This is a genomic window from Bradyrhizobium sp. JYMT SZCCT0428 (assembly GCF_018131075.1).
Lineage (GTDB): Bacteria > Pseudomonadota > Alphaproteobacteria > Rhizobiales > Xanthobacteraceae > Bradyrhizobium.
This window is the reverse complement of record NZ_JAFCLS010000031.1, coordinates 71134-83861: the sequence shown is the minus strand read 5'-3', so window position 1 is coordinate 83861 and position 12728 is coordinate 71134. Positions and strand designations below refer to the sequence as shown.

Genomic DNA, 12728 nt, shown 5'->3' with positions numbered 1-12728 from the left:
CAATCCATCCTTTAATGAAGAGCATTTTACGAAGATTGATGGATGCGCGGGTCGAGCCCGCGCATAACAGCCTTGGGCGTTAACGCTTCGCTCATCCTTTTCGTCAAAATGGCAGCCTCGGCCGGCGTTGTTAGTCGCGGCTTGGCCGGCGCCGTGGTGTTATCGGCGGCAAAAGCGTTTTCGATGGAAGTGGACTCCCGGTTCGCGTGAAGAAAACGCGTCAAAACCAAAAGTCCCAAATGTAGCGTATCGAGTGTGGCGTCATGCGTAACCTGATGATTCTTGCCGCCGTCCTGGTTGCCCTCGGCAGCTTCATGGCCCAGATGGCGGATAAGTTTACGCCGGCGCTCGCCAATACTGCTCCGCCAAAAGCGCAGGCCGCAGCAACAGTCGCGCAGGCCAGCGGCCGCAGCCTCAGCATTCCCAGAGACGCACGCGGGCATTTCCAGACCGATGGCCGGATCGACGGTCAGCGCGTCGATTTCATGGTCGACACCGGCGCTTCGCTGGTGGCGCTGAACGAGAAGTCCGCGGCGCGGTTCGGCCTGCGCCCCTCGCGCGGCGATTACAATGCCACCGTCACCACCGCCAACGGCACCATCAAGGCTGCGCGCGCGCGGATTGCCATGATTGACCTCGGCGGGATTGTGGTGCGCGACGTCGACGCCATGGTGCTGCCCGACGAAGCCCTTTCGGAAAATCTCCTTGGCCTGTCGTTCCTGTCGAAGCTGAAGCGCTTCGAATACGCCAATGGCCGACTGGTGCTGGAGCAATAGAGCGTTTTCGAGCGAAGTGGATGCCGGTTCGCGTGAAGAAAACGCGTCAAAACAGGAATTTAGAGCTTCAGTCCTGATGCAATCAGAGCTGAAGCTCTAGGCAGTTCTGCCTTCAAATCCGCCGCAATTAATCGCCAAAAGCCGCTAATCCCGCCTTCCGCTGCAGTCAGGCTTTCGCTAAGCCTGCGGCGCAGCCCTTCTATGTCTCAAGAGGCCATCCCCCATGTTTCCGAAGCCGAAATCCGTGCTGGTTCCGAATACCTATGCCTATGAATCCGAGCCGATGGTGAAGGCGACGGGTTTTCGCGAATATGACGCGCGCTGGCTGTTCGGCAAGGAAATCAACCTGATGGGCATTCAGGCGCTGGGCATGGGGCTCGGCGCGCTGATCGCGGAACGCGGCGTCAAGCAGGAAATCGTGACCGGGCACGATTTCCGCGGCTATTCGGCCTCGATCAAATACGCGCTGATTTCGGGCCTGATGGCGGCGGGCTGCAAGGTGCACGACATCGGGCTCGCGGTGACGCCGATGGCCTATTTCGCGCAGTTCGACCTCGACGTGCCCTGCGTCGCCATGGTCACCGCATCGCATAACGACAATGGCTGGACCGGTGTCAAGATGGGCGCCAACCGGCCGCTGACCTTCGGCCCCGACGAGATGACGCGGCTGAAGGAAATCGTGCTCAACGCCGATTTCAAGAACAAGGCCGGGGGCTCCTATCAATTCCACGAGAATTTTCCGGCGCGCTACATCGCCGACCTGACCCAGCGCCCGAAGCTGAAGCGCAAGCTGAAAGTCGTGGTCGCCTGCGGCAACGGCACTGCGGGCGCGTTCGCGCCGCAGGTGATGGAAGCGATCGGCTGCGAGGTGATCCCGCTCGATACCGAGCTTGATCACACCTTTCCGAAATACAATCCGAACCCCGAAGACATGGAGATGCTGCACGCGATCCGCGACGAAGTGCTGAAGCACAAGGCCGATGTCGGTCTCGGCTTCGACGGCGACGGCGACCGTTGCGGCGTGGTCGACAACACCGGCGAGGAGATCTTTGCCGACAAGGTCGGCGTGATGCTGGCGCGCGACATGTCGGCGATCCACAAGGATGCGCTGTTCGTGGTCGACGTGAAGTCGACCGGACTTTTCGTCACCGATCCCGTGCTGCAGAAGCAGGGCGCCAAGACCGAGTATTGGAAGACCGGCCATTCCTACATGAAGCGCCGCACCAACGAGCTGGGCGCGCTGGCAGGCTTCGAAAAGTCCGGGCATTTTTTCTTCAACAAGCCGTTCGGCCGCGGCTATGACGACGGCCTGGTCTCGGCGATCGCGATCTGCGAGATGCTCGACCGCGCCACCGGCAAGTCGATGGCGGACCTGAAGGACGCGCTGCCGAAAACCTGGTCGTCGCCGACGATGTCGCCGCATTGCGCCGACGAGACCAAATACGGCGTCGTCGACGCCGTGGTGAAGCATTTCGAGGCGCTGCAGAACAAGGGCGAGAAGGTCGCAGGCCAGAAGATCCGCGATCTTGTCACCGTCAATGGCGTGCGTGTCACCGTCGAAGATGGCAGCTGGGGCCTGGTGCGGGCGTCTTCCAACAAGCCGGAGCTGGTGGTGGTGGTCGAGAGCCCCGTTGCGGAGCAGCGGATGCACGACATGTTCGAGGCGATGAATGTGGTGCTGCGCACCCATCCCGAAGTCGGCGAGTACAATCAGAAGATTTGAAATTGACTTGTCATTGCCGGGCTTGACCCGGCAATCCATCCTCTTCGCGAAAGTTTTCTGAGAGGATTGATGGATACGCGGGTCATACGCGAGCGGAAGCGACGCCGTCCTTCAGACGGCTATGCCCGCGTATGACATTTGTGTACGTGGCGCCTACGCCGCGTGAAGCGAGCCGAGGAAGCTGTCGACCTCGGATTTCAGCCGGTCCGATTGCGACGACAGGCCATTCGCGGCATCGAGCAACCGTTCCGTCCCGCGGCCGGCTTCATCGGAAGCCCGGCTGACGCTGAGGATGCTGTCGTTGACATCCCTTGTGCTGTTCGCGGCCTGCTGCACGTTACCGGCGATCTCGCGCGTCGCGGCGCCCTGCTGATCGACGGCGGCCGCTATCCCGCTTGAGATCTCGTCGATCTCGGCGATGGTGCCGCTGATCACCTGGATGGCGTTGACGGCCTCGCCGGTGGCGGTCTGGATGGCTTGAATCTGCGCGGAAATTTCCTCCGTCGCGTTCGCGGTCTGATTGGCCAGCGCCTTGACTTCGCTCGCCACCACCGCAAATCCCCTGCCATGTTCGCCGGCGCGGGCGGCTTCGATCGTGGCGTTCAGCGCCAGCAGATTGGTCTGGCTGGCGATGCTCTGGATCAGCGTCACCACTTCGCCGATCTTCTGGGTGCCGGCGGCCAGTCCCTCGACCACGGCGTTGGTGCGACGCGCCTCTTCGGCGGCCTTGTTGGCGATCTCGGCGGAGCGCGTCACCTGCTGGGCAATGCTGTTGATCGAAGCCGCGAGCTCTTCGGTCGCCGCCGCCACGGTTTCCACGTTCGCCGAGGCCTGCGTCGATGCGGCGGCGACCGTGGCGGTCTGCCGCGTGGTTTCGGCGTTGCTTTCGCCCATCGAAGCCGACAGGCCCTGCATCTCGCTGGCTGCCACGGCGACGGCCTCGACGACGCCACTGATCCTGCGCTCGAAGCCGGCGGAGAGTTCGCGCCTTGCGGCATCGCGGTCGCGCTTGGCCTGCTCGGCCATGTTGCGGTCGGCAGTAGCGCGCGCTTCGGCAGCGCTTGCCGCATCGGCCTCCGCGGTCTTCCGTGCCGCCATTTCGAACAAATGGGTGACCGTGGTCGTGAGCCAGATCAACACGCCTGCCTCGATAAGGAGGATGACGGCGTGGAGAACGACGCGGCCAAAGTCGGAGCCGCCGGGATAGACCGCGGCCGGCAGCAGGAAGTTCAGCGTCAGGTGGTGCAGCGCGACAGCCACCGTACCGAGGACGATCGGCCGGTAGTCGCAATAGGCGACCAGACAGGCTAATGCTGCGAAGAAGTACATGTGCATGTCGACCTGCCAGCGATGTCCCGCGAGCTGGAAGACAAACATGGCGACATCGGCCATCAACGCGACCGCAACGATCAGGCGGGTGGAAAGTCCGTTCCCCGACATGCGCCACGACACGGTCGCGGCCAGCGCCATTGTGGCCATGAATGCGGCCGGCACCAGCCAGTCGGCGTCGCGCGCCATGCCGATGACGAGAGCGATCGGAACATGCAGCCAGAGCACCGCGAGCAATATCTTGCTGGCGGTTTCGCGCAGGATTACCAGGTCTTCGCTTTCGAAGGTCATTCCCAGCTCCCAAATTGTAGGTCGTGAAGTACGCGTTTATTTCGTGAAGCAGGCCGCGATCGCTTGCGGGTCCATGGTTAGCCAGGCGCCGGCTTTGCGCAGCTGCGTCAGCCCGTCATTGTCGTCCGGTCGCACGATCAGAAGGGCCGGAACGGCGGTCGTCCTGACGATGGCGGCGTTGGCGGACGCGGTAGCAAGGAAGGCTTGCTGGTCGCTCCACCATGGCGGGAAAGCCACCGCTACGACCTCGGTGCCGGTCCTGACCTGCAACGACAGTGCTGCGATTCCGATCCAGCTCGCGATCAGCAGCGCGGCAGCGTTCAGCCAGACAGGCCGTCGGGTCGTTGGAGTGATTTCCCCCCGCTCCATCACAAAACAATATCGTGACGAAGCTAACGGCGCGTAAACCTTCAGCCTCAGGTAGCGTTAGGGGTGCAATGATGTCCGGCGGTTACGCCGCCGGCACCGGCAGTGCGGTGACCGACTTGATCTTCTCCATCGCAAAGCGCGAGGTGACGTTCTTCAGCGGCACGGCGCTGATCAGCTTCTTGTAGAACACGTCATAGCTTGCCATGTCGGCGACCACCACGCGCAGCATGTAGTCGACGTCGCCCGCCATCCGGTAAAATTCCATCACCTCGGGCATGGCGCTGACGGCACTGGCGAAGGTCTTCAGCCAGGCCTCGGAATGGTCCGAACTCTCGACCGAGACGAACACGGAGATGCCGAGCCCGATCTTGTTCTGATCCACAAGGGCAACCCGGCGCAGGATCACCCCGTCGGCCTCTAACCGCTGGATGCGCTTCCAGCATGGCGTCGAGGACAGCCCGACCCGGTCACCGATCTCGGCTACCGACAGCGAGGCGTCCTCCTGCAGCACCGTCAGGATTTTGCGGTCAATGGCGTCAAGGCGGCGATTGGCTTCGTGAAGCTGGACGGCAATGTCGGTCATGAGAAGAATGTTCCATGAATGAGGCTTTCATTCCTCATATATAGAAAATTCTTCTATAGCAAGCCTATCTTATTGGCCGGTCGAGGCTGGGTTGGTATTCTGGCCTTGCCTCAAAAGCTCTTCAACTTCAATGCGTTGCGGAGCAGCAAAGGCGCCGCCAAATCGGGTGCATTTCAAGGCCGCGGCAGCCGAGGCAAACCGAAGCGCCTGCCGCAATTCCTGCCCCTCGGTGATCGCGAGCGCGAAGGCGCCGTGGAACACGTCGCCGGCGCCGAGGGTGTCCACCGTGTGGATCGGGAAGGCCGGGGTTTCCTGGATCTCCTGATTCTCGTCGAGCCAGATCGTGCCGCGCGCACCGCGGGTCCCCGCCAGGAACGACTTGGTCAGCTTGGCGATCTTCTTCAGCGCCTGGGCGTCGTCGGCGACATCAGCGGTCTCCTGCAGCGGCTCGCTCGAGAACACCAGATGCGAGGATGCATTGAGCAAGCCCTCGCGCAGCGACATCGCGCGGTCGACGTCGACGATCACAGGGATGCCGCGCCGTTGCGCCTCGGCGCATAGATCCGTGCAGAATTCGGCGCAACGGCTCTCGGTGAGAATGGCGGCACAATCGTCCAGCAGCGTGTCGAAGTCGGGCAACTTGACCTTCCACAGCTCCGGATCGCGGAAAGTCACGATGGTGCGCTCGCCGGAAGGATCGATCATCACAGCCGAGATCGGGGTCACCAGGCCGGGCATGTGGATGAGATGTTTCGTCTCAATGCCCTCATGCGCCATCTGATCGAAGATGAAGCGGCTCGATGTTTCCTTGGCATCGCCCATCGGCCCGCAGATCGAGGCGCGGCCACCGAGCCTGACGATGCCGATCGCGCCATTGAGCGCGTTGCCGCCGCAGATCTCGTCGAATGCGGTGGCGTTCTCCTTGGAGCCGCGCCCGGGAACACCTGGCGTATGAAAGGTCAGGTCGCGCACCGGCATGCCGATGCACAGGATGCGCGGCGGGATCTTTGGCGCTTTATCGTGAAAATTCATGCCGGAATCCGTCATGCGGGTTCCTCCGTGTGCTGGAACCCAGAAGAGAGTCCGGGGGTAATGATCTGGTCCATCGGAGAGTTCCCGCTATGCGCCCGAATCGCTACCCCCATGCACCCAGCGGCCGATCAAATGGTGAGCGATCGCGAACGGATGCGCGGCAAACATGCCGTCGGGGTGTGTGCGGCTGTGCATCAGGGCCACTTCGTCGCGAGTGAACCAGCGCGCATCCTCCAGCTCGGCCTTGTCGACCACGATTTCGTCCGAGGTTGCGCGTGCGGCGCATCCGATCATCAGCGACGACGGGTAGGGCCATGGCTGCGTCATGTAATAGGTCACGTCGGTGCAGCGAATCCCGGATTCCTCGAAAATCTCGCGCCGGACCGCGTCCTCGATGGTTTCGGCGACCTCGACGAAGCCCGCCAGGCACGACCACATTCCCGGCAAAAACTGCTTCTGCCGTCCCAGCAGACATCTGTCGCCATGAGTGACCAGCATGATGACGACCGGATCGGTGCGCGGAAAATGCTCGGCCTTGCAGTTCGGGCAGTCGCGCTTCCAGCCGCCCTCCTTCATCGCGGTGCGGGTGCCGCAATTGGCGCAATAGCCATGGCGCTGATGCCAGGTCACCATCGATTTCGCCGTCGCGATCGCCGAGAGCTGTTCGGTCGGCACCGCGCCCTGCATCACCATGCCGCGCAGTTCGGTGACCGCGACGTCGTCGCGCGTCAGCAGCCTTTCTACCGCCGCCGCCGCGATCCCCATGCCGAAAACAGGCGCACCGTCGCGCAGGCCCAGAAAGATCGTGCCCGGATTGGCGCCCAATTTGACGGCCTCGTCGACGCTGAGCAGGACGCGTGATCCTCCGGCCTCCTGCCGCACCACCAGCGAGTCGCGGTAGATCACATAGGCGCCGGCGTCGCGGTGGCTTTCCAGCGCGAACAGTTTTTCGTCATTGCCGCGCAGATGGGCGGCGCGGTCGAGAATGTGAGTAACGAAGGCCGGCTTGCCGAGCGGAAACGAATCGAAAATTGACATGAATTCAACCTAGCCAAATCTTGCGGCGGAGCGCGCTGATGAAATTCTGGACTTCCTCGGCGTCATGCGCCAGTGGCGGCATCACGCCCCAGACCGGCCGCGGCCAGGCGGCGTCGCTGGTGCGGCGCGCGACGACGTGAACATGGAGCTGTGGCACCAGATTGCCCAGTGCCGCGATATTGAGCTTGTCGCATTTGGTGATCTCTTTGAGAGCACGGGCGACGCGCGAGACTTCCGTCATCAACTGCGCCTGGGCTACCTCGTCGAGATCGATGATTTCCACCGCCCCCTCGCGGCGCGGCACCAGCAGCAGCCAGGGGTAATGCGCGTCCTTGATCACCAGCACCCGGCACAGCGGCAGGTCGCCGATATCGATGGTGTCTTTCTTAAGCTGGGAGTGCAGCGACCAGGCGGCGTCGGACATACGTATTTCCCCGTCATGGCCGGGCTTGTCCCGGCCATCCACGTCTTTCTGGTTGGGAACCGAGGAAGGCGTGGATACCCGGCACAAGGCCGGGCATGACGGCAAGTAAAGCCTTTCCGCGTTTCTGCACAAGTCCCGCAAACCCCCGCTCACCCCGCTTGCTTTCCGGCCCTTTTGGCCCCAAATAAGGACCGGGAGATTGGCGGTGGACGAGCCACTCGCCAACCGGGTCAGGTCCGGAAGGAAGCAGCCCTAACGAGGTCCGGATCGGGTCGCTCGTCAGTCTCCTACCTGTTTTTCGAGCGAATCGCGCTGAATGCGGCGAGGCCGCTTTTGGCGCTCGATTCCTCTCCCGTTCCGCAAGCCGGCCTTGAGAGACAATCAATTGCGGATCGACCGATGAGTGATGCTGGCGCTCCCCAAGAAAAGCCTGAAGCCAATGCAGGCGGCCTCGATCTCGGTGGGCTGCCCGAGGCCGGAAAGCCCTACCGGGTTCTGGCGCGCAAATACCGCCCCTCCAGCTTCGAGGACCTGATCGGCCAGGAGGCCATGGTCCGCACCGTTTCGAATGCGTTCGAAACGGGGCGAATCCCGCAGGCCTGGATCCTGACCGGGGTGCGCGGGGTCGGCAAAACCACCACGGCGCGGATTCTCGCCCGCGCGCTCAATTACGAAATGGCTGACGGCTCGGCGAAGGGACCGGCGATCCAGATGCCCACGCTCGGCGTGCACTGCCAGGCGATCATGGAAAGCCGGCACATGGACGTGCTGGAAATGGACGCCGCATCCCATACCGGCGTCGACGATGTCCGCCAGATCAATGACAGCGTGCGCTATGCACCGGCCTCTGCGCGCTACAAGGTCTACATCATCGACGAAGTCCACATGCTGTCGACGGCCGCCTTCAACGCGTTCCTGAAGACGCTGGAGGAGCCGCCGGAGCACGCCAAATTCGTGTTCGCGACCACCGAAATCCGCAAAGTGCCGGTCACGGTGCTGTCGCGCTGCCAGCGTTTTGACCTCCGCCGCGTCGAGGCCGATGTACTGATGGGACATCTGTCCAACATCGCGACCAAGGAAGGCGTTGAGGTCGAGCCCGAGGCGCTCGGCATCATCGCGCGCGCCGCCGAAGGCTCGGTGCGCGATTCGCTGTCGCTGTTCGATCAGGCGATCGCGCATGCGGCCGGCACCGTGCGCGCGGACGCGGTGCGACAGATGCTCGGGCTTGCCGATCGCACCCGCGTCATCGACCTGTTCGAATCGCTGGCGCGCGGCGATATCGCCAGCGCCTTCAAGGAATTCCGCGAGCAGTACGACGTCGGCGCCGATCCCGTGGTGGTGCTGTCGGATCTCGCCGAATTCGTCAATTTCGTCACCCGCGTGAAAGTCGTGCCGGCGACTGCCGACAACGTCGCCTATGGCGAGACCGAACGCGTGCGTGCCCGCGATTTTGCGGCAAAATTGTCGATGCGGGTGCTGTCGCGGATGTGGCAGATGCTCCTGAAAGGCATCACCGAGGTGCAGACCGCGACGCGGCCGGCCGCGGCCGCCGAAATGGTGCTGGTGCGCATCGCCTATGTCGCCGACATGCCGACGCCGGACGAAGCGATCAGGATGCTTGAACAAAACGGCGGCGGCTCGCCGGTCGTTTCGGCAAGTGCTGCGCCCTCGCGCGCGGCGCCGGCCTCGACCGTGTCTTCCATGTCGTCAGCACCGATGCGCGCGCCCACGGCGCAAAGGTCCCGCGCCGAGGCGTCCGCGCGCCCGCAAATGGCGGCGCCAGCGCCGGAGTCGCAGTCCGCGCCCGCTTTGCGAATCACCAGCTTTACGCAGCTCGTCGCGCTGGCCGGTGAGAAGCGCGATCTGCTGATCAAGGCGGCACTCGAGGCCGACATGCGATTGGTGCGCCTGGAGGATGGGCGGCTGGAAGTCGCGCTCGAGCGCCACGCGGCGCGGGCGCTGGTCAGCGATCTCTCCCGCAAGCTGGAACTATGGACCGGCCGGCGCTGGACCGTGATCGTCTCCAACGAGACCGGCCAGCCGACGGTTCGTTCGCAGAACGAGCATGCGAAGAACGAACATGCGCGGGCCGCGGAAGCCGATCCGCGTGTGCAGGAAGTGCTGGCGCGGTTCCCGGGCGCCAAGGTCGTCGAGGTGCGCAAGCTTGCCGCCGAGCCGCCGGAAACCGATGCGATCGGTGAGGACCCGGCCGAGCGTTCGGACAACGACGACGATTGATCGATACTTGAGAGGACGCAACCATGGCTGATTTTCTCGGCATGATGAAGCAGGCGGCGCAGCTGCAATCCAAGATGCAGGCGATGCAGGAAGAACTCGGCAATGTCGAAGTCGAGGGAATTTCCGGCGGCGGCATGGTTGCCGTGCGCATGACCGCGAAGATGGAAGTGAAGGGCGTCAAGATCGATCCGTCGCTGATGAAGGCGGAAGACCGCGAAATCCTCGAAGACCTGCTGGTGACGGCGCATAACGACGCTCGGCGCAAGGCAGAAACCGCGATGCAGGAAAAGATGCAGGCGCTGACCGGCGGGCTCGGCCTGCCGCCAGGGCTTGGTCTCACCTAATGCTCGGTCTCACCTGAAATGGCTACTGCGGTTGCCGGCCCCGAAATCGAACGTCTGATCCAGCTGCTGGCGCGGCTGCCCGGGCTTGGGCCGCGTTCGGCGCGGCGCGCGGCGCTGCATCTGATCAAGAAGCGCGAAGCGCTGATGACGCCGCTCGCCGGCGCGCTGCAGGTGGCGATAGAAAAGATCCAGGTCTGCAAGACCTGCGGCAATATCGATACGCAAAATCCCTGCACGGTATGTACGGATCCGCGGCGCGATCCCACCACCATTGTCGTGGTCGCCGACGTCGCGGATTTGTGGGCACTGGAGCGCGCCAATGCGACCAACGGCCGCTATCATGTGCTGGGCGCCACGCTGTCGCCGCTCGATGGCGTCGGCCCGCAGGATCTCACCATCGACGCGCTGGTGGCGCGCGCGCATGACCAGCAGGTCAGCGAGATCATTCTGGCGCTGAATGCAACGGTTGATGGCCAGACCACGGCGCATTACATCACCGATCTGCTGCAGGAAGCCAATGTCAAGGTGACGCGGCTGGCCCATGGTGTGCCTGTCGGCGGCGAGCTTGATTATCTCGATGAAGGTACGCTATCGGCTGCGATGCGACAGCGAACCCTGTTCTGATTCTCTTTATCATGGAACTATCGGAAATGACGAAACGACGATTCGCCACACGCTCGGCTTTTGTGTTGGTAATGGTCACGGCGTTTGCGGCGCCTGCTGCTTCCGCGCAGACGGCTCAGCAGGAGGAACCTGCACCGGCCAAGGCAGGCAAGCTGATCAATGTTGGAGACATCCTCTCGGGCGAGCTCAACGCCATGAAGACGCGCGGCGGCAAGCGTGGCGCCAAGATCTCGACCTACCAGATCACGTCCGAGCCGCGTCGCCTGCCGCCACCGAGCGGTCTGTGCAACCTCGAGACCGGACCGGAGACTTTCCAACTCGTCATCACCAGCGACGCGCAGGCCGCGCAGTTGAAGGGCAAGGTCGGCAAGGAAATTTCGGTGAAGGTCGATGAAGTCGCCTGTGCCGAGGCTGCCGGACAAATGAGCGAAGCCGTGATCACCAAGTGGAGCGTCGTGACGAAGAATTAGAAGTGCTGCAAATCGTAGGATGGGTGGAGCGAAGCGATACCCATCGACGCTGTTTGTGATGGGTATCGGTTCGCTCCACCCATCCTACGCATTAAACCTTCACCGGCCCCAGTTCGTCGAAATGCCCGCGTCGCTGCAGCCACACCAGCAGGATCAGGCTCGGCACCGCGACCAGTACGGAGACCACGAAGAACAGTGGCCAGCCCATCGCCGCGGCCACATAGCCCGAGCCGGAAGACAGATAGATGCGGCCGACTGACGCCAGCGCGGTGAGCAGCGCATATTGCGTGGCGGTGTGCAGCGGGTTCTTGCACAGCGCGGAGAGATAGGCGACGAAGATCACCGTGCCGATCGCGCCGGTGAACGCTTCCACCGAGACGGCGACGGTCAGCGCCCATTGCTGCGGCCCGACCAGCGCCAGCCAGGTGAAGGTGAGGTTGGACACCGCCTGCAGCAGGCCGCCGATCCACAGGCAGGTCACCAGCGAGGTGCCGCGCGCGAGGAAGCCACCGGCGAAACCGCCGATCAGGGTCGCGGCCAGGCCGACGCCCTTGACGATGATGGCGTAGTCGTTGCGGGTAAAGCCGATGTCGATGATGAACGGCACTGTCATCGCGCCGGCGAAGGCGTCGGTGAACTTGAACAGCATCACGAACACCAGCACGACGATGGCAAAGCGCTGGGTCAGGAACTCGCTGAAAGCGCCCATCGCTGCCTCGGCGATGCGGCTGACCGAAGGCTTTCCGCCTGCCGCGGCGTCAGCGATGCGGGACTGCTCCGGCTCCCGCGCGCACAGCACCGTGACGATGCCGATCAGCACCAGCGCCGCCATGACAGCGAAACTCGCCATCCAGGCATCGAGCCGGCTCAGCCCGACATATTCGAAGCCGGTGACGAGAAACAGCGCACCGGCCGTGGACGCCACCATGCCGACGCGATAGGCCGCCACATAGGACGCCATACCGGCGGCCTGTTCGTTCTCCGCAAGGCTTTCGACCCTGAAAGCATCGACCACGATGTCCTGCGTTGCCGACGTCGTGGCGACCAGCAGGGCGCCGAGCGCCACGAAGAACGGCGAGCGCGCGGGATCGGTCAGCGCCAGTCCGAGGATCGCGGCCATCAGCAGCAGTTGGGTGAAGACCAGCCAGCCGCGCCGCCGCCCGAGCCACCGCGTCAGCAGCGGAATGTTAAGGCCATCCACCAGCGGCGCCCACAGGAACTTGAGCGTGTAGGGCGTGCCGACCAGGGTGAACAGGCCGATGGTGCCGAGACTGACGCCGTTCTCGCTGACCCAAACCAATAGCGTCGATCCCGACAGCGCCAGCGGCAGCCCGGACGAGAAGCCGAGCATCATCACGATCAGCACGCGCGGCTGCAGATACACGGCCCACGCTTCGCGCCAGGAGGCGCGGGGTGGTGTTGCCGATGTCGAGGGGGCTTCAGGTGCGTTCATGATGAGGTGTTAGCAGATTCGGCGTCAATTGCTG

Annotated in this window: 14 protein-coding genes and 1 other RNA gene; 7 read left to right on the top strand and 8 right to left on the bottom strand. The window is 63.3% G+C overall.

All coding sequences use genetic code 11. The features are described from left to right. Positions 1 to 26: 26 nt before the first annotated feature. On the bottom strand, positions 27 to 224 hold the full coding sequence (locus JQ575_RS28215; RefSeq protein WP_212036474.1) for a hypothetical protein: 198 nt from the start codon (positions 222 to 224) through the stop codon (positions 27 to 29). Between the two features lie 39 nt (positions 225 to 263). On the opposite strand from JQ575_RS28215, the gene JQ575_RS28210 reads away from it, so the two are divergent. Further along, positions 264 to 776, top strand: a complete 513-nt coding sequence (locus JQ575_RS28210; protein WP_249166939.1) for a TIGR02281 family clan AA aspartic protease — start codon at positions 264 to 266, stop codon at positions 774 to 776. Positions 777 to 999: 223 nt separating this feature from the next. Beyond that, positions 1000 to 2499: a phosphomannomutase/phosphoglucomutase gene (locus tag JQ575_RS28205; RefSeq protein WP_212036473.1), complete on the top strand. Its 1500-nt coding sequence runs from the start codon at positions 1000 to 1002 to the stop codon at positions 2497 to 2499. Positions 2500 to 2652: 153 nt separating this feature from the next. On the opposite strand, the gene JQ575_RS28200 is transcribed toward JQ575_RS28205, so the two are convergent. The 6 genes from JQ575_RS28200 to JQ575_RS28175 form a co-directional block, all read right to left on the bottom strand. Further along, entirely contained in the window at positions 2653 to 4119 is a 1467-nt protein-coding gene (locus JQ575_RS28200) for a methyl-accepting chemotaxis protein (protein ID WP_212036472.1), read from the bottom strand. A 36-nt stretch (positions 4120 to 4155) separates the two neighbouring features. Next, positions 4156 to 4488 (bottom strand): hypothetical protein, encoded by a 333-nt coding sequence (locus JQ575_RS28195; protein WP_212036471.1) that lies wholly within the window; start codon positions 4486 to 4488, stop codon positions 4156 to 4158. An 82-nt stretch (positions 4489 to 4570) separates the two neighbouring features. Continuing rightward, positions 4571 to 5071 carry an Lrp/AsnC family transcriptional regulator gene (locus tag JQ575_RS28190; RefSeq protein ID WP_192739183.1) on the bottom strand — a complete coding sequence of 167 codons (501 nt, stop codon included), beginning with the start codon at positions 5069 to 5071 and terminating at the stop codon, positions 4571 to 4573. A gap of 69 nt (positions 5072 to 5140) precedes the next feature. Then, a complete protein-coding gene (locus JQ575_RS28185) occupies positions 5141 to 6103 on the bottom strand; it encodes a sugar kinase (RefSeq protein WP_212036492.1) in 963 nt (320 codons plus the stop codon). Positions 6104 to 6190: 87 nt separating this feature from the next. Beyond that, positions 6191 to 7141 carry an NAD(+) diphosphatase gene (gene nudC, locus JQ575_RS28180; RefSeq protein ID WP_212036470.1) on the bottom strand — a complete coding sequence of 317 codons (951 nt, stop codon included), beginning with the start codon at positions 7139 to 7141 and terminating at the stop codon, positions 6191 to 6193. A 4-nt stretch (positions 7142 to 7145) separates the two neighbouring features. Beyond that, positions 7146 to 7565, bottom strand: a complete 420-nt coding sequence (locus JQ575_RS28175) for an HIT domain-containing protein (RefSeq protein WP_212036469.1) — start codon at positions 7563 to 7565, stop codon at positions 7146 to 7148. Between the two features lie 194 nt (positions 7566 to 7759). Here JQ575_RS28175 and ffs point away from each other — a divergent pair. The 5 genes from ffs (at position 7760) to JQ575_RS28150 (ending at position 11241) form a co-directional block, all read left to right on the top strand. Then, positions 7760 to 7856, top strand: an RNA gene (ffs, locus tag JQ575_RS28170) — signal recognition particle sRNA small type. Between the two features lie 108 nt (positions 7857 to 7964). Continuing rightward, positions 7965 to 9803, top strand: coding sequence for a DNA polymerase III subunit gamma/tau (locus JQ575_RS28165; protein WP_212036468.1), 1839 nt, complete (start codon positions 7965 to 7967; stop codon positions 9801 to 9803). A gap of 23 nt (positions 9804 to 9826) precedes the next feature. Further along, a complete protein-coding gene (locus JQ575_RS28160) occupies positions 9827 to 10147 on the top strand; it encodes a YbaB/EbfC family nucleoid-associated protein (RefSeq protein WP_192739178.1) in 321 nt (106 codons plus the stop codon). A gap of 18 nt (positions 10148 to 10165) precedes the next feature. Next, on the top strand, positions 10166 to 10771 hold the full coding sequence (gene recR / locus JQ575_RS28155) for a recombination mediator RecR (protein ID WP_212036467.1): 606 nt from the start codon (positions 10166 to 10168) through the stop codon (positions 10769 to 10771). Positions 10772 to 10797: 26 nt separating this feature from the next. Beyond that, entirely contained in the window at positions 10798 to 11241 is a 444-nt protein-coding gene (locus JQ575_RS28150) for a hypothetical protein (protein ID WP_212036466.1), read from the top strand. A 91-nt stretch (positions 11242 to 11332) separates the two neighbouring features. On the opposite strand, the gene JQ575_RS28145 is transcribed toward JQ575_RS28150, so the two are convergent. After that, the gene (locus tag JQ575_RS28145; RefSeq protein WP_212036465.1) at positions 11333 to 12694 is read right to left on the bottom strand and encodes an AmpG family muropeptide MFS transporter; all 1362 of its coding nucleotides are present in this window, start codon (positions 12692 to 12694) and stop codon (positions 11333 to 11335) included. Positions 12695 to 12728: the final 34 nt, after the last annotated feature.